Annotated in this window: 14 protein-coding genes; all 14 read left to right on the top strand. The window is 47.5% G+C overall.

Annotation, left to right across the window (positions count from 1 at the left end; translation table 11 throughout):
• Positions 1-9 precede the first annotated feature (9 nt).
• The 14 genes from ABS362_RS00705 to ABS362_RS00640 all read left to right on the top strand — a co-directional run bounded on the left by ABS362_RS00705 (position 10) and on the right by ABS362_RS00640 (position 18,144).
• Positions 10-222 (top strand): hypothetical protein, encoded by a 213-nt coding sequence (locus ABS362_RS00705; protein ID WP_350410120.1) that lies wholly within the window; start codon positions 10-12, stop codon positions 220-222.
• A gap of 10 nt (positions 223-232) precedes the next feature.
• Positions 233-2,950, top strand: a complete 2,718-nt coding sequence (locus tag ABS362_RS00700) for an ATP-binding protein (protein WP_350410118.1) — start codon at positions 233-235, stop codon at positions 2,948-2,950.
• Between the two features lie 7 nt (positions 2,951-2,957).
• On the top strand, positions 2,958-3,341 hold the full coding sequence (locus tag ABS362_RS00695) for a response regulator transcription factor (protein WP_350410116.1): 384 nt from the start codon (positions 2,958-2,960) through the stop codon (positions 3,339-3,341).
• 21 nt (positions 3,342-3,362) lie between these two features.
• Positions 3,363-5,288: a propionyl-CoA synthetase gene (locus ABS362_RS00690; RefSeq protein ID WP_350410114.1), complete on the top strand. Its 1,926-nt coding sequence runs from the start codon at positions 3,363-3,365 to the stop codon at positions 5,286-5,288.
• Positions 5,289-5,330: 42 nt separating this feature from the next.
• Positions 5,331-7,229 (top strand): acetate--CoA ligase, encoded by a 1,899-nt coding sequence (gene acs, locus ABS362_RS00685; RefSeq protein WP_350410441.1) that lies wholly within the window; start codon positions 5,331-5,333, stop codon positions 7,227-7,229.
• A gap of 947 nt (positions 7,230-8,176) precedes the next feature.
• The gene (locus ABS362_RS00680; protein WP_350410112.1) at positions 8,177-10,117 is read left to right on the top strand and encodes a DUF294 nucleotidyltransferase-like domain-containing protein; all 1,941 of its coding nucleotides are present in this window, start codon (positions 8,177-8,179) and stop codon (positions 10,115-10,117) included.
• Complete coding sequence (locus ABS362_RS00675) at positions 10,117-10,812, top strand: 3'-5' exonuclease (RefSeq protein ID WP_350410110.1); 696 nt, start codon at positions 10,117-10,119, stop codon at positions 10,810-10,812. The genes ABS362_RS00680 and ABS362_RS00675 overlap by 1 nt, the downstream gene beginning before the upstream one ends.
• A gap of 36 nt (positions 10,813-10,848) precedes the next feature.
• Positions 10,849-11,607 carry a hypothetical protein gene (locus ABS362_RS00670; RefSeq protein WP_350410109.1) on the top strand — a complete coding sequence of 253 codons (759 nt, stop codon included), beginning with the start codon at positions 10,849-10,851 and terminating at the stop codon, positions 11,605-11,607.
• An 8-nt stretch (positions 11,608-11,615) separates the two neighbouring features.
• Positions 11,616-11,999: a RidA family protein gene (locus ABS362_RS00665; RefSeq protein WP_350410107.1), complete on the top strand. Its 384-nt coding sequence runs from the start codon at positions 11,616-11,618 to the stop codon at positions 11,997-11,999.
• A 38-nt stretch (positions 12,000-12,037) separates the two neighbouring features.
• On the top strand, positions 12,038-12,652 hold the full coding sequence (locus tag ABS362_RS00660) for a hypothetical protein (protein ID WP_350410105.1): 615 nt from the start codon (positions 12,038-12,040) through the stop codon (positions 12,650-12,652).
• Between the two features lie 85 nt (positions 12,653-12,737).
• Positions 12,738-13,292: an NUDIX domain-containing protein gene (locus ABS362_RS00655; RefSeq protein ID WP_350410104.1), complete on the top strand. Its 555-nt coding sequence runs from the start codon at positions 12,738-12,740 to the stop codon at positions 13,290-13,292.
• Between the two features lie 756 nt (positions 13,293-14,048).
• Positions 14,049-14,858: a lysophospholipid acyltransferase family protein gene (locus tag ABS362_RS00650; protein ID WP_350410102.1), complete on the top strand. Its 810-nt coding sequence runs from the start codon at positions 14,049-14,051 to the stop codon at positions 14,856-14,858.
• A complete protein-coding gene (gene gatC, locus ABS362_RS00645; RefSeq protein WP_350410100.1) occupies positions 14,800-15,087 on the top strand; it encodes an Asp-tRNA(Asn)/Glu-tRNA(Gln) amidotransferase subunit GatC in 288 nt (95 codons plus the stop codon). Before ABS362_RS00650 ends, gatC begins: the two co-directional genes overlap by 59 nt.
• Before the next feature lie 15 nt (positions 15,088-15,102).
• Complete coding sequence (locus ABS362_RS00640) at positions 15,103-18,144, top strand: hypothetical protein (RefSeq protein ID WP_350410099.1); 3,042 nt, start codon at positions 15,103-15,105, stop codon at positions 18,142-18,144.
• Positions 18,145-18,147: the final 3 nt, after the last annotated feature.

The following is an 18,147-nucleotide window of genomic DNA, read 5'->3' as shown; positions in this document are numbered from 1 at the left end:
ACTATAACTATGCGTGACAGGATAAAAGGCCGGCGATTGTTCTTCATCAGTGCTTTGTTTATGGTGCTGCTGAATTTTCCGTTGCTCTCGATTTTTGATGCTGCGGAGAATATAGCGGGCGTGCCGGTGCTTTACCTGTACCTGACTATAGTTTGGCTGGCTTGCATTGCGGCTATCGCGTTTTTTATTAACAGGCAACATCCCAAAAAAGTAAAGAAGTAACTATAAGCAGATGAATTATTGGGTTGTGATCGGTGTATCGTTCTGTTACCTGGCTTTGCTGTTCGGGCTGGCCTGGTGGGCGGAGCGTCGTTCTGCAGCAGGCCGTAGCCTGGTGAGCAACCCGTATATTTATGCCCTTTCGATGGCTGTGTACTGTACCGCCTGGACTTACTATGGTTCGGTTGGCCGCGCTGCTACAAGTGGTATGGAGTACCTGGCTATCTATATTGGTCCGACATTAATGGCGCCGCTGTGGTGGGTAGTGCTCCGCAAGATCATCCGCATCTGTAAAGTGCAGCGCATCACCACTATAGCCGACTTTATTTCGTCCAGGTATGGCAAGCATGTTACACTCGGTAGTATAGTTACTATTATCTGTGTGCTGGGCATTATTCCGTACATCTCTATACAGTTAAAAGCCATTGCCAGCAGCTTAACTATACTAACAGGTAAAGTAAGTGAAACCGAAGTTTTCCCGGATACTTCCTTTTTTATAGCGATAGGGCTTGGCCTGTTTACGATCGTGTATGGCACCCGCCACCTGGAGGCCACAGAGCGCCACGAAGGTATGGTAACGGCCATTGCTTTTGAGTCGGTACTGAAACTGGTGGTATTTATAGTTGCCGGCCTGTTTGTTACTTATGGCGTATTCAATGGGTTTGGCGACATTATGCAGCAGGCAGCTCAGCTCCCGGATTTTGAAGAACTCATCACAGTTAACAACGATGGCAACTATAGCCAATGGTTCTGGATGGTGGTGCTGTCGATGCTGGCAATCCTTTTTCTGCCGCGCCAGTTCCAGGTGGCGGTTGTAGAGAACGTGAACGAACTGCACCTCAATAAAGCGATGTGGCTTTTCCCGTTGTACCTGTTTGCGATCAATATTTTTGTACTGCCTATAGCTTTGGGCGGTAACCTGCTTTTCGCGGATGCAACTATAGATGCTGATCTGTATGTGCTGGCCATTCCGCTCAGCGAAGGCCAGTCTATCCTTTCGTTACTGATCTATTTAGGTGGTTTTTCGGCTGCTACCAGTATGGTCATTGTTTCGGTGATAGCCCTTAGCGTGATGATGAGCAATAACCTGATCATGCCGGTGCTGGTAAGTGTGCCTGCCATTAAAAACCGCTACAGCAATAAGCTAACCCTGATCCTTGTAAACAGCCGCCGCTTCTGTATTCTGCTGGTGCTGGTGCTGGCCTATTTGTACTATAAATATGTAGCCGAATACTATAGTCTGGTGGAAGTAGGGCTGGTTTCGTTTGCGGCAGTGGCCCAGTTTGCACCGGCTATAATAGGCGGAATTTTCTGGAAAGAAGGTACACGTTACGGTGCTTTGGCCGGAACTATAGTTGGGGCTATCCTCTGGTTTTACACGCTGGTCGTGCCATCTATGGTAGGGGTAGGCATGTTGCCGGAAACTATACTCAATGATGGCCCTTTCGGGATTACGCTGTTAAAACCGTTTGAATTGTTCGGATTGCAGGGCATGGACTATATCTCGCATGCCATGTTCTGGAGTATGTTCCTGAATGTGGGTTTATATATTGGGGTGTCGTTGCTAACCAGACAAACATCACAGGAGCGCAACCAGGCTGAAGTATTTGTTGACATTTTTAAGTACTCTACCATCTTCGAAAGCTCTATCGTCTGGAAAGGCACCGCTTATATCCCGGATATAAAATCGTTGCTGGTTAACTTCCTGGGCAAGCGCCGCGCTGAAACGGCCATGAAAGCCTACCATCGGAAATATCCCGGGCCTATTGATGAAACAGGCAAAGCAGACCCTAAACTGGTAACCTATGCCGAGAAATTACTGGCCGGCGTGATCGGAACATCATCTGCCCGCATTATGGTGTCGTCGGTAGTAAAGGAAGAAGAGATTAGTATAGACGAAGTACTGAATATTCTGAAAGAATCGCAGCAGCTGATCTCTATCAACAACGAGCTTCGCCGCAAATCGATGGAACTGCGCAAGGCAACCGAGCAACTTCGCACTGCAAATGAAAGGCTGAAACATACCGACGAGCTGAAAGATGAATTTCTGTCTACGGTTACACACGAGCTGCGCACACCACTCACATCTATCAGGGCGTTGTCTGAAATACTGTACGATAACCCCGGCATGGAGCGTGAAGACCAGGAGCATTTCCTGCATACTATAGTTAAGGAAGCGGAACGCCTGACGAGGCTCATAACCCAGGTGCTGGACCTGGAACGCTTCGACTCGGGCAAACAGAGACTTCACCTGCAGCCATTACAGATAAAAGATGTGATAAGTGAGTCGGTGGATGCGCTGAAGCAACTGGTACAAGAGAAAAATATAGACCTGGTGGTGGATGTGCAGCAAAACCTGCCGGACGTGCTCGGCGACAGAGATCGCCTGATACAGGTAATGGTAAACCTGATCTCGAATGCCATAAAATTCTGTAACCCCGAACAGGGGCGCATTATAGTTTCAGGGTATTTTATAGATGGCGACGTGAAAGTGAACGTGGCCGATAACGGCAAAGGTATAGCCCCGGATATGCAAAAGCAGATCTTTGACAAGTTTTACCAGGCCCACAACCAGAACCTGCTGAAACCGGAAGGAAGCGGGCTGGGCCTGGCGATCAGTAAACGAATTATAGAAACACACCAGGGGCGCATCTGGGTAGAAAGTGAGCCGGGCAAAGGTTCGCGTTTCTCGTTTGTGCTCCCTGCAAAAGTAGCAGCTGCTGCTACCTGATAACACAATGAAAAAACAAAATGAGAAGTTGAAAGTGCTGGTAGTAGATGATGCGCCAAGTATACTGTTGCCGCTCGAGTTTATGATGCGGAAAAACGGGTACGATGTGTTTGTAGCGCGGAACGGCACCGAAGCGATAGAAAGCGTAAATAAAGAACTGCCACAGGTAGTGATACTGGATATTATGATGCCCGATGTAGATGGTTATGAAGTGTGCCAGTACATCCGGAGTAAAAAAGAAATGGAAGGAGCAAAGGTGATCTTTCTGACAGCTAAGTCGAAGGATGTGGACATACAGAAAGGATACGAAGTAGGAGCAGACCTGTACGTTACCAAACCTTTCTCGCCGCGCTACCTGCTCGAAAAAATACAGGAACTGACTGAAGGATAAGCAACTATAAATACAGGAGCCATGGAAACTATAGCTAATACACCAACAACATACACCGATGCCTACAACAGAAGCATCTCCGACCCGGAAGGTTTCTGGGCAGAACAGGCCGAGCAGATTGCCTGGTACCAGAAGCCGGAGCAGATACTGAGCACCGATGAGAACGGGTTTTACCGTTGGTTTAAAGGTGGCAAACTAAACACTGCCTACCTGGCCCTGGACTACCACGTAGAGAACGGCCGCGCCGACCAGGCTGCCATGATCTACGATTCGCCGGTTACAGATACCGTCCGCACCTATAGTTACCGCGAGTTCCGGGATATGGTGGCTCGCTTTGCAGGTGCGTTGCGTGACCTGGGTGTAGGCAAAGGTGATACGGTGGTAATTTACATGCCGGTTATACCGGAAGCTGTAGTGGCCATGCTGGCCTGTGCCCGTCTGGGCGCGATCCATTCGGTAGTATTCGGTGGTTTTGCCCCGCACGAGCTAACCGTTCGCGTGGATGATGCCAAACCCAAAGTGGTTATTTCAGCTTCCTGCGGCATTGAGTTCGATAAATACATCCCATACAAGCCGCTGCTGGATAAAGCCCTGAACGATAGTAAACACAAACCAAACCATACTATAGTTTTGCAGCGCCCGTACGTAAAGGCGGAAATGCAGCCCGGCCGAGACCTGGACTTTATGGAAGTATGGGAAAAAGCCGAACCTGCCGATTGTGTGCCTGTAGATGCCCTGGACCCGCTGTATGTATTGTATACGTCCGGCACCACCGGCAAACCAAAAGGCATTATCCGGGATAATGGTGGCCACGCGGTGGCTTTAAAGTATAGCATGAAAGCCGTGTATGGCGTTGACCCGGGTGATGTGTTCTGGGCTGCTTCGGATGTGGGTTGGGCGGTAGGGCACTCGTACCTGGTGTATGCGCCTTTGCTACACGGCTGCACTACGGTATTGTTTGAAGGAAAGCCAGTGCGCACCCCTGATGCCGGTACTTTCTGGCGGATTATTCAGCAGCACCAGGTAAAAGTACTGTTCACGGCTCCAACGGCCATTCGCGCTATCAAAAAAGAAGACCCTGAAGGCAAATTCAAGCAACTATATGACCTGCCATCACTTAAATACCTGTTCCTGGCTGGCGAGCGCTGCGACCCCGCTACTTACTATTGGGCCAAAGACCTCCTGAAAGTTCCTGTTATTGACCATTGGTGGCAGACAGAATCGGGATGGCCGATGGTAGCGAACATGGTGGGCTATGGCCTGAAACCCGCCAGGCCGGGCTCTGCGGGTAAACCAGTGTGCGGCTACAAAGTAGAGATACTGGGCGAAGACGGGCAGGAGCTGATACCACTACAGGAAGGCTACGTAGCGGTAAAATTGCCCTTGCCTCCGTGCTGTTTGCCAACGCTTTGGGAAGACGATGCGCGTTTCCGGAAATCATACCTGGAGCGTTTTCCGGGGTATTACATGACAGGCGATGGCGGCTACATAGACGAAGATGGCTACGTGTATATCATGGGGCGTATAGATGATGTGATCAACGTGTCTGGGCACAGGTTATCAACCGGCGAAATGGAAGAAATGGTAGCCTCTCACCCTGCAGTGGCAGAGTGTGCTGTAGTAGGCATTGCAGATGATCTGCGCGGGCAGCGACCTGTTGGGCTGGTTGTTTTAAAAGATGGCCAAACTATAGGTGAAGAGCAGATAGAGCAGGAACTGATCGCTTTGATCCGGGAAAAGATCGGGGCTGTGGCCTACTTTAGGAACTCCTTGCTGGTAAAACGTTTGCCAAAGACCCGCTCCGGTAAAATACTCCGTAAGATTATCCGGAACATTGCCGATGGCGAACATTACGCTATTCCGTCAACTATAGACGACCCGGCCATCCTTACTGAGATACACGATTGCTTTAAAGAAAAAGGGATAGGCAACGCCTTTCAACAATAACAGAAACGAGACCTTATAACTACTAAACGAACCTGAGTCATGATGAACAACTATCAGATAAAAACCTTTGAGCAGTACCAGGAAGCATACAAACGCAGCGTAGAAGACCCTGAAGGATTCTGGGGAGATATTGCCAGCACCTTTACCTGGCGCAAAAAGTGGAATACTACCCTGGAGTGGAATTTTGAGGAACCGAATGTAAAGTGGTTTAAAGGCGGAAAACTGAACATCACGGAAAACTGCCTGGACCGCCACCTGAAAACCCGCGGCAACAAACTGGCCCTGATCTGGGAACCCAACGACCCCAAAGAACGCTTTGTGCGCTACACCTACCGCGAGCTGCACGAGAAAGTATGCCAGTTTGCCAATGTGCTGAAAAATAACGGTGTGCAGAAAGGCGACCGTGTATGTATCTACATGCCCATGATCCCGGAGCTGGCATTTGCTGTGCTGGCCTGTGCGCGAATTGGGGCGATCCATTCGGTTATTTTTGCAGGTTTTTCAGCGGTAAGTATGGCCGACAGGATTAACGATGCCGGTGCCAAAGTAGTGCTGACTTCGGATGGTCTGAACCGTGGCTCCAAACAAATACCTGTAAAACGTGTGGTAGATGAAGCCCTGGAAAGTTGCCCGTCTGTAGAAAAAGTAATTGTAGTAGAACGCTTAGGCTGGGCCGTAAAAATGGTGGAAGGCCGCGATGTGTGGTATCATGATGAAGTGCAAAGTGTAAGCAAGGAGTGCCCTGCCGAAGAAATGGACGCGGAGGACATGCTGTTCATCTTGTATACTTCGGGCTCAACGGGTAAACCGAAAGGCGTGGTGCATACCTGTGGTGGGTATATGGTGTATGCACAGTACACTTTCATGAACGTGTTTCAGTACGAAGAAAGTGATGTATACTGGTGTACCGCAGATATTGGTTGGGTGACCGGCCATACATACCTGTTGTACGGTCCGCTACTTTCGGGAGCAACAACGCTTATGTTTGAAGGTGTGCCGACTTACCCGGATATGGGCCGTTTCTGGCAGGTGTGCGATAAGTTTGGGGTGTCAATTTTTTATACTGCGCCAACTGCCATCCGGTCGCTTATGAGCGGCGACATAGACCACGTGCTTTCCTATAGTCTAGATTCCCTGAAAGTGCTGGGCTCTGTGGGCGAACCGATAAATGAAGAGGCCTGGCACTGGTACCACACCCACGTCGGGAAAGAGCGTTGCCCGTTGGTAGATACCTGGTGGCAAACCGAGACCGGCGGCATCATGATCTCTTCACTGGCAAACGTTACGCCTACCAAACCGGCCCACGCAGCCTTTCCACTGCCAGGCATACAGCCTATACTTGTAAACAGCGATGGCATTGAAATAACCGAGAATGAAGTAGAAGGGCACCTATGCATGAAGTTTCCGTGGCCGGGCATGATACGTACCACCTATGGCGACCACGAGCGTTGCCGCCTGAGCTACTTCTCTACTTACAAAGGTTTATACTTTACCGGCGATGGCGCCAAGCGCGACGAGAATGGCCTGTACCGTATTATTGGCCGGGTAGATGATGTGATCAACGTATCCGGTCACCGATTTGGTACTGCTGAGATAGAAGAAGCCATTAACCATAACGTGCATGTAGTAGAATCGGCGGTAGTAGGATACCCTCACGACCTGAAAGGCCAGGGCATTTATGCTTTTGTGATCTGCAAGGACAAGCCGGAGCGTGAAGATTACCTGCGTGCCGAGATCATCGAAACCGTAGTTGAGAAGATTGGTAAAATTGCCAAGCCGGATAAGATCCAGATCGTGAGTGGTTTACCGAAGACTCGTTCCGGTAAGATCATGCGCCGCATCCTGCGCAAAGTAGCTGAAGGAGACACTTCTAACTTAGGCGATACCTCGACTTTGCTCGATCCGGATGTAGTGGATGAGATAAAGGAAGGCGCTTTGTAGGTAACATTAAATTAGTTATAGTTGGAAGTCCTGTGGCATTTGTGCTACAGGACTTTTGATTTTTGTCTGAATCAGGATTTTCAGGATTTATGGATGAGCAGGATTAGTTTGTAATACTGGCGCGAGTCTCCAGACTCGTGACTTACGATGGTGTTGAGTCTCCTGACTCAACTGGCCCGACAGGGACAGACATGGAGAAGGCGCTGGCTAAAGGTTTACAGTTAGCGTTTTACCTCATCTCAACCCTCTCCTTTTGAAGAGGGCCCCTACCCCCAAAACAGGAGAGGGAGTTTGACTACTAATGTGTTTCATTTTGTCATCTCGAACTGTGTGAGAGATCTGGTACTGTTTAACATCCCCCTTCGCCCCCTTCAAAGGGGGACTTTCGGCCGTTGCTATAGTTGGATTTATAGTTTCATAGTTACAACATGTCGCGCGGACAGGTCGCGACCTGTCCCTACGAAACTATGACCACGATAAATGTCGAAGCTTATCGGTTCAAACTATAGAAAAGCAGTTGCTATGAGAAATTTATCAGTCTTTGGGTTGAGCGCCTTGTGAATATCTGGTGCTGCAGGCATTGCGAGGCACGAGCAAAAGAGATTCGCACAGCGCGATGCCCAAAGACGGGGCCTCCCGGCCGTGAGGGCACCAAAGCTAAAGATGAAACGATAGGTGAGTAAAGCTCCCAGGATTGGAGGTAGTTTGAAACTATGGCTTGGTTCTGTTTGGAAGAAAAGCAAACTATAAGCTGGGATAGATTTCTCCTTATGTCGAAATGACAATAGCATAGGACATATAAGATTCCTCACAGCTACGCTGGCTCTCTTCGACTCTCGTCTCGAGAATGCTTGAACTGACACAGTAAACCATCAGCAAACAAAACCATTAACCTTATTGCAAACAGAGCAACAAACCAGTATCTTAAGCAAGTATAAACCAGCACTATGAAGCCCTCCAATGCTATACAGGAACGCGTTTTCGAATTCCTGAACCAGTACCCGCCTTTTAACCTGATACAGGAAGAGAAACTCAGGCAGTTGGCGGCGCAGGTGCGGGTGCTGTACTTGGAGCCGGAGCAGGTGCTGTTTACCCAGAATGATAGCGCACATGCGTATTTTTATGTGGTGCGGCAGGGCTCAGTCAGGTTAGAGCATACCGCCGATGTAGAGAAGCCCCGACTACTGGATGTGTGTGATGAAGGAGATGTGTTTGGCGTTAGAGCCTTGTTAGCTAAAAAACCCTATTCGTCTACCGCCACTGCTTCCGAAGAGAGCCTGGTATATGCTATTCCTATTGCAACGTTCGAGCCTGTTCTTAATACCAACGCCGAAGTAGCCTTATACTTTGCAGCCGGATTTGCAGCAGGCGGCACTGCGCAACGGCAGCCTACCATGCACGACACCAACAAGGCGCGTATAGGGTTGCGAACACAGGTCGGTCATACGCAGTCGCCCAGTCTGGACGAAGTAGTAAAAGTTGGAACAGCCAAAGAACTGACTTATTGCACGCAGGGTACATCTATCAGGCTGGCCGCCCAGATCATGAGCGACAAGAACTCCAGTTTTATAGTGGTGGTAGATGCGCAGCAACACCCCATTGGTATTATAACCGATACTGACCTGCGCAAGCAAGTAGTGGCCGGGCCGGTAGCTATACAGGATCCTGTGGAGCAGATCATGTCTAAGCCGGTGGTAACGATAGCTCCGGAGCCAACTATGGCGGATGCGCTGATAGCCATGATACGGAATAAGGTAAAGCATTTGTGCATAACCCAGGACGGAACTATAAACTCCAAAGCAACACGTGTACTGACCGAGCACGACCTGCTGCTGGCGCAGGGCAATAACCCGGCTGTGCTGATCGCGGAGATCCGTCAGACTAAAAGTGTGGATAGCTTGCCGGGCATCCGCGACCGGGCCGAAGAACTGTTGCAAAAGTACCTGGAGCAGGAAGTGAACATCGCTTTTGTAGCAAACATCATCACCGAAATAAACGATGCCATTATAGTGCGTGCCCTGCAACATGCTGAAGCTATAGTTGGCGAACCGCCACTGCGATACTGCTGGCTTAGCATTGGCAGCGAAGGCCGCGAAGAACAACTGCTGCGCACCGACCAGGACAATGCGTTGGTATTCGAGAACCGGCATGCCGCAGAAGAAAAAGAAGCACAAACATACTTTACCAAACTGGCAACAATAGTTAACGATGTGCTGGTGAACTGTGGCCTCGAGAAATGCCCGGCCAACATGATGGCCAGTAACCCGCAATGGTGCCAGCCGCTGCACGTGTGGGAGCAGTATTTTTACAACTGGATACACGAGCCAACCGAAGAAGCGCTACTCCATAGTTCTATATTTTTTGATTACCGGCCCGTGTATGGCGACTATAGTTTGAGCCGGAAGTTGACGGACTACATTTATCAGCACATACAGAAGGAGAAAATATTTCTGCCTTACCTGGCCAAACACGCCTTGCAAAGTCCGCCGCCGCTTAGCTTTTTCCGGAATTTTATAGTTGAGCGCGGTGGTGAGCACAAAGATGAGTTTGATATAAAACTACGCGCCATGACTCCGCTAATAGATGCCGCCCGAGTACTGACGTTGGATAACCGGATAGCAGAAGAGAACAATACATTTAAGCGTTTTGAGCGGCTGGCAAAGCTGGAACCACAAAATGCAGAACTATATAAAGAAGCTGCCATGGCGTACGAGATCATGATGCGCTTTCGGGCGCTGAGTGGGCTGCGTAACCAAAACTCCGGGCGCTACCTGAACCCCAACCAACTGAACAAACTGGAGCGCCAGGCACTTCGCAATACCTTTAAACCGATCAGCGACATACAGGAGCTGCTGCAGGTGCGTTTCCAACTGAGTTACCTGGGCTAATGGCAAACTGGCTGAAGAACTTATTTGAGAAGAAAGAAACTGCTGCCCTGCCGGATTACTGGCAGCGTTACCTGCAAACTATAGCTTTACAGCTACCACCCGCTACACCTATCTCAGAAGCTGAATTTGTAGTGTTTGACACCGAAACAACCGGCCTGGACCCAAAAACGGACAAAGTGCTGAGTATGGGTGCTGTAAAGGTGAAGGGGCTGCAGGTGCTGGTGCAGGAAACCTTTGAAACACTGGTGCAACAGGAAGTGCAGTTGGGTAACAAGAGTGCTGAAGTACATGGTATACTTCCCGGAGATGCGCAGGCAGGTTTACCGGAGCAGGAAGCCTTGAAAGCATTTCTCGAATTTGCCGGATCAGCTGTTTTGGTTGGCCACCATGTAAAGTTTGATGTAGAAATGCTGAACCAGATAGCCCGTCGCCAGGGCATAAACGACAAACTCCGCAACCATACCGTAGACACCGCCCAACTAGCCATCCGTTTAGAGCGCCGCCATAGTTCCCCCGAAACGTTCTCCCGCGCTGACTATAGTTTAGATGCACTGGTACAAAAGTATAACTTGCCCACCGAAGACCGCCACACCGCTTCCGGCGATGCTTTTACTACAGCTATACTTTTGCTGAAGTTGCTGGCACTGGCGCAGAAACGGGGAATAAAGACGGTGGGGGAGTTGGTGAAGGGGTGAATTATTTGATTTATTTAAGCAATACTTTTAGTACAAATGAAAAGTAATCACAAAGAATATCTAGATGCTTTCTATTATAGAATTATAGATATAAGGCATACAGCATCTAGAATAAATTCTGTTCTTAATGCAGATGTAGAGAGATTACTAAAGTCTGATGTAGAATTCATTTCTGGGTCAGCTTTAGTCATAAGTGATTGGACAGGACCTACTGACAATGGATGGGAAATTAATTTCCATACTGGCGTTTCGATGACAACCATTAATCAAGATTACAGAGCTGAAGTTGATAAAATAATATCAACTAAATGCTGCTTATCATATGCTCAAGCTTTTGAAGCTTTGGAGAGATTCTTTAAGGATTGCGTGTATATTAGTTTACTAAAAGATTCTAACCATAAAGAAAAATTAGGCTATGATAAAGATTTCACTAGAAATTGTATACCAGGTGGGGAAAACTTATTCAAATTATTGAAAAAGATATATGGTGAAAGATTAAAAGAGTCATCTCAAAACAATAACAAGAATATAAGATTTAAAGAATTTTGGTCAGTCCTGTCAGAAGTACGTCATGCAATTGTTCACTCTAGCTCATATATTAAGGCTGAGAAAGTGAATAAAACTAAATATCATCTTGCTGTATTTAATCACCTTTACAATTATACTATATGTAATGATACAAATTGGTTAGTAGTACTTGATTATAAAAAGTTAGATAGATTGCTAAAATATGTTGCTGAATTTGGATACCAAATTTTCAAAATACACGATTTAAATGAAGTTATTAATTCTTAATTAAACCTATGCCAAGAAGAGCTTTTACCGTCGAAGGAGCAGTCTCCGTTGGTCCATACTCACACGCCGTCGAAACTGGAAACCTTTTATACCTGTCAGGCCAAACGCCTATAGATGCTGGAACTGGCAAACTGGTAGAAGGTGATATCGCTGCCCAGACAGAGCAGTGTTTTGTTAACCTTTTTGCTGTGCTTAAAGCAGCAGGCCTCACCCCGGATGATGTAGTGAAAGTAAATGTGTTCCTGACAGATATGGCGAATTTCGGGGCGATGAACGATGTGTATAAAACGCAGTTTTCAGAGCCTTACCCGGCTCGAACCACAATAGGCGTGGCAGCTTTGCCGCTGGGTGCGCAGGTAGAGATCGAGATGATAGCTCAGAGAAATTATTAGGTTCAGAAACTATAGTTTAGTTATCTCCCCAATTAAAAATGACAGAATCCAGAACGCTTCATAAGTCAGCAGAGGCTATATTTCAGTCTGTACTTAAGTTGGCTGAAAACCGGTTTGAGTTGATAAGAAAAGACAACGAAATAGGCTTGCAACTCTTGTCGCAGTTCAGTGGGCTCGATAACTATGAGAGATTGTATGTGCACCAGGTAACAGAGTTTAAGTGTGCATCAGCTTCGTTTATAATTCTGCTGCTCGAGAAACACCTGACCATCATAAAACAGACAGCTAACAAAACCAGGTATCAGGAACAGGTTGAAGAAGTGGAGCCGGTATTGATCTTTAGCCTCCCGGAGGATATAGGCAACGTTGTTATTCAAAAAGAGACATTGGGCGACAAGATCGCTGACCTGTTTACAAAAGCGGATACTGATTTTGAGGAGTATCCTGTTTTTAGTAAAAATTATCTGGTAGTAGGTGATAAACCTGACCTGGTAAAACAGCACTTACCAGTTGGATTAATGAGGTCTTTAGAAAAATTTGAAGATCTGACAGTTGAAATAAATGGGAGGTTAGGGCTTGTGAGGGCAGAGAAAAACCTGACAGAAGACCTGTTGCTACAACTGATAACAATAGGCAACCAATTGCTAAAATAAATTATAGTTTGCCAAGCCTGATCTCGACATCACAAATCTCCTTCCTGCATATTTCCTTACCTTTGCACCGCACTAAACTATAGCTATGACAGACGAGCAGCATAACCCCTGGACTACACTTGCAACAAGAGATATTTACCAGAACCCCTGGATAAAACTGCGCGAAGACCAGGTGCTCAACCCGACAGGCGGCGAAGGGATTTATGGCGTAGTAAGCTTCAAAAACAAAGCTATAGGTATTATTCCTATCGACGACGAAGGCTATACTTACCTGATAGGCCAGTACCGCTACGCGCTGAACGAATATAGCTGGGAAATTCCAATGGGTGGAGGCTTGATAGAGAACGATCTGCTGGAGTCGGCGAAGCGCGAGTTGCAGGAAGAAACCGGATTTACTGCTGCCAAATGGACAAACATTTGCCGGCTGCACACCTCCAACTCCGTAACCGACGAAGAAGGTTTTGTGTTCCTGGCTGAAGAATTAACCGCCGGAGAAACTGCCTTTGAAGAAACCGAAGACCTGCAGATAAAACGTGTGCCTTTTTCAGAAGCTGTGCAAATGGCCCTCAACAACCAGATTACAGATGCTATCAGCGTTGCCGGAATCCTGAAAGCTGCTTTTATACTTGGGTTAAGGTAGGGTTATAATTAGTTTGTCTGAACCGGAATTTATAGAATTTTAGGATTAACAGGATTGCTGTAGACTTCGTAGCGTGCGAAGCTCCTGCTAGCGTCTGGATTTGTTTTATAGTTGGCGTTTTAACCCACCCCTTGCCCCTCCCAAGAGGGGATTCTCTGCTTTTGCTATAGTTTAGGTTATAGTTCTATAGTTACAGCCTGTGAATGGACAGGTCGCGACCTGTCCTTACGGAACTATGACCACGATAAATGTCGAAGCTTACCGGTTCAAGCTATAGTTTAGCGGTTAATATGAGAAATATCTCAGTCTTTGTGTTGAGCGCCTTGTGAATATCTGGTGCCGCAAGGCATTGCGAGTAAGCGAGCAAAAGAGATTCGCACAGCGCGATGCCTAAAGACGAGGCCTCCCGGCCGTGAGGGCACCAAAGCTGAATTGAAACTATGGGTTTATAAAGCTCCCAGGATTGGCGGTGATTTGAAAGGATTGCTTGGTTCAAAGAAGCATAGGTTCTAACTATAAGCTAAGATAGATTTCTCCTGACGTCGAAATGACAAAAGAGATACTATATTGCAATTAAGATCCCTCGGCTAACGCTCGGGATGACAAGATGGTAATAACTTCAGTAACACAAATTCCAATACACAGATATCAAACAAACTATACCATACCAACCCTGCACCCGTTATTGAATTATTCTGCCGTTAGGTTGGTTTTCTGGGAGTTGAACAATGCTGGAATATTCTTACATTTGACCTCATGAAAGTGCTTAAATACCTGTCGCAACGCATTTATACAACCTGGTGCTGTACCTGGTTTATAGCGCCGTTTGTGGTTACATATCCGTTTCAGGTATTGCTGTTGCGTAAGCAGCAGTGGCACAGGCATGTCCATAATATAAACAGGTTGTGGTCCGTCATTTTTCTGCGCATGTTTTTAACGCCGTTGCAGGTAGAATGGCGTTTTAAATTAGACCCGAAACAGCGCTATGTGTATACGCCAAACCATAGTTCGTACCTCGATATACCCATGATGCTGCGCTCCATTCCGGGTTTTCTTAACTTTGTAGGAAAAAGCTCGCTTGCAAAAGTGCCGTTGTGGGGAAAAGTATACGGAACATTGTATATTTGTGTAGATCGGAATAGTGCCATGAGCAGTGCCAAAAGCTACATCCAGTCTAAAAAGACACTGGACGAAGGCCGAAGCCTGGTAATTTTCCCTGAAGGAACGATACCGCCGACGGCAGGAGAGCAGCTACTGGAGTTTAAGGACGGACCGTTTAGAATTGCTATAGAAAAACAAGTGCCTGTAGTGCCGGTAACCATGCCGTATAACCAGCACTTTATGCCCGATGTAGAAGAGGTAGGACTGAAAATACGACGTCATCCACTTAAAATGATCGTGCACGAACCGATTGCAACCGAGGGTATGACCCTTAAAGATTTGCCGGCACTAAAAGAGCAGGTATTTCATATTATTCAACAAGAGTTAACAAAACACAACTATAAGGATGTCAACAGATATTCAAACCATCAGAAAGTTAGCGCACCTGGCCAGGCTGGAGTTTAACGAAGAGAAAGAGCAGGAAGTGCTAGGCGACCTGAACAAGATCCTGAACTGGGTAGATAAACTGCGCGAACTGAATACGGATAACATAGAGCCCCTGACCCACATGACCGCCGAAGTGAATGTGATGCGTGAAGATGCGGCTAAAAATACGGTTACACACGAAGAAGCATTGTTGAACGCTCCTAAAAAAGACTCCGATTACTTCAGGGTGCCAAAGGTACTGGAGTAACAGGCCAGCCTGCTTATGAGTAAGACCAACTTCTGGAAGAACTGGGATACTAACCTGAAGTATCCCTATCTTTTTTTAATGGTACTTGCTGCGGTGGCTTTGCTGCTGGGCGGATACTATTACCTGGCCGGCAACACCGCCGCCTATGCCTGGGATAAAATATCAGATCTTCAGGTGGTGCCGGTGCCGGTACACGAAGTTACCAGGCTGCTCGAGCCCTTTACCCTTTACGCCGACGGCTACCTGCTGCTGGAGCAGTATGATGTTGCCCCGGCTATAGTTCATACCTGGCCGGCCGTTATTTTGCTGGGTATCCTCAGTATTTGCCTTGCCTTTTATACGGCTGCCATCAGTACCATGCGCCAGGTTCCTTATTTTGCAGGTGTATTGCTGCTGATGCTCTTCCTGGCATCTTTTAACACTGCGGAGCTGCATGTATTTGGTGCAGAGCAAAGTCAGGCCATGTTGCTGATAGCTATTGTGTTATTGGCTGGCCTGAGTTATGGGTTTCATGCGTTTTGGCAGCATGTGGCATTTGCCTGGCGGGTATTGGCCATGCTGGTAATTATCGTATTGCTAGGCGTAGCCGTTTTTACCGAAGCCGAATTTGTACCTGCTTTAACCGCTTTACACCTTGTAAACTATAGTTCGCTGGCTGCCCTTATTGCCACGTTGCTCTTCATGATCTGGGTATCTTACGAAAACGTGAATGCCCTGCTCTGGATAAATACCCAAGGCAAAACACCGGAACGCCGCTATAGTTTCTGGCAGTTTGTATTGATTGCCGGGCTTTACTTAATTAATCTGCTGCTGTTATACCTGCGCCACATCGGGTACCTGCAAACCGACCTCATCTACGTGAACGGTTACCTGATATTCCTGCTTTCAATAGTGGCGGGTTTCTGGGGCATGCAGCAGCGCGAAGCTTTTTACGGAAAGTATTTTCCTTTCAGGCCGACGGGTGCGGTGCTTTACCTGGTATTCGCAACGATAGCTTTCTTAAGTATTGGTTACGCGTACGCTACCGCCAACGACTCCCTTACCACGCTGTTCCATACGCTCATCATTTACACGCACCTTGTTTACGGTTCGGTTTTCTTCCTGTACCTGATGATGAATTTTGCGAAGCTGATAAAGGAACGGAAGCCGGTTTACAAAGTGGTGTATGAGCCACGCATGTTCACGTTGTTCTCGTTCTTTTTAATGAGTACCGTGATATTGGCTATTCTGGTTATTCGCACGCAATACAGCACTTATTTCCAGGCGAGGGCAGGCTATTATAACTACATCGGCGACCTGTATTATGCCTCTGAAAACCCGATGCTGGCAAAGCGCTATTACGAAGAGAGCGATGTGTATGACATCAATAACGTAAAAGCCAACTATAGTTTAGCCTCCATGTACCGCGCAGAGTCGCAGCGTAACAACGAGATACTGTTCATGAAAGGTGCATTGGGCAAGCGTCCGAACCCGAAACTATATGTGCGCATGGCTAACCTCTACGACGAGAAACAATATTTCTTTGAGAAGCTGTACGTGCTGCACGAGGGTATCAAAAAGTTTCCGGAGAGCAGCGAGATCTATAACAATATGGCGCTGCTCTACATGCAGACCAGTGTTATCGATTCGGTAGAATATTATTTTAACCTGGCTGAAAAGTATAGCTCAAATAAAGAAGTTATACAAAGCAACAAGCTTGCCTTTTACACACGCCAGGCCATGCTGGAACCAGCCCGGGCCTTACTGAACGAAGCAAAAGATGGTAACTATAAATCGTTGCGCAGTAATGCTGCTGCTCTGCGCCAGTTACTTGGCATAAATCACAAACAGGATGAAGCTTTTACCCCCGATTCGCTGGAGCAGGTAGAAGACTTTACCTTATTCTATAACCAGACCATCAGCAGGTTGAGCAACGGTGATACCAGCCAGTTAAAAGCAATAGACCAGTATCTGAAAGCCAAAGGTAACCAACTGTTCCAGGAAGACCTGCTTTACAGCAAAGCCCTGGTACACCATTACAACGGCCGACCAAAAGAAGCCCGGAGTATAATTGAGAACCTTGCCCTGACTGCCTCTGAACGAAGCGGCTACTACTATAATGCGCTAGGCATCTGGATGCTGGAAGAAGATAATTACCGGGCTGCAGCACATTACTTTAAGCAGGCAAAAGATCTGGGCTACAACCAGGCATATTTGTCGCATGGGTATGCGCTGGCTATGGCGCACCAACCCGAACAAGCCATAAATGCCCTGCAGGAGGTAGGCTATACCGGCCAGGAAACAGCGAAAGAAGTGGCAGACCAGTTACAACAGGTGTTGCAGCAAAGCGTGTCGCAGACTATAGCCTCGGGTTCTGATGCTGAAAAAGTGAAATACCTGCAAATATACCTGCCCCAGCTAACTATAGCACAGGTAGAGGCCCTTGTTAAAAGCGTGAAAGAGAAGGAACTGCACAGAGTAGCCTTACTGAGCCAGATAGATCATTTGATGTACCAGAAAAAATGGCGACAGGCAAATAAGGCTATTAAAGCAGTATCTCCGAAACTACAACCGGAAGGCGAACTGCGCAGCAAACTTAACCTGCAGCAATTAAAGCTCTGGCACTACACCAAAAACTTCGATGCCCTGATCGACAGGATGGATAATGTGTACCTTAGCAAGCTTGATAAACGCTACAAACTGTACTTTAAAGCCAGTATTGCCGCCGCCAAAGGCCGCGACCGCGAAGCCGCCGAAAAGTATAGCCAGGCAGTAAAGATATTGTTGTTTGATGAAGAGGTAGTTAAGGCTGCAGCCACTTTTTATGAGGAGTATACCCCCGATGAGATGACAGCCTACGAGATCCTGCTGGATGGGATAACGTATAATCCTTTTTCGGTAGAGTTGCACAAAGCATATGCCCTGGAGAGCCTGGACAAGGGTTTGACCAGTTACGCGGAGGGCGCGCTAACCACGTTGCAAAGTTTGCTTCCTGCATCAGAATATAGTACATTTATAAAGCAGTTCGAGAGCCACCGCCAGGCCGCCGCTAAGAAAGCAGACGACTGGCAACTATAAATA

The sequence above is a fragment of the Pontibacter populi genome, from assembly GCF_040278685.1.
In the GTDB taxonomy this organism is placed as follows: domain Bacteria; phylum Bacteroidota; class Bacteroidia; order Cytophagales; family Hymenobacteraceae; genus Pontibacter; species Pontibacter populi.
This window is presented reverse-complemented; position numbering and strand designations above follow the sequence as displayed.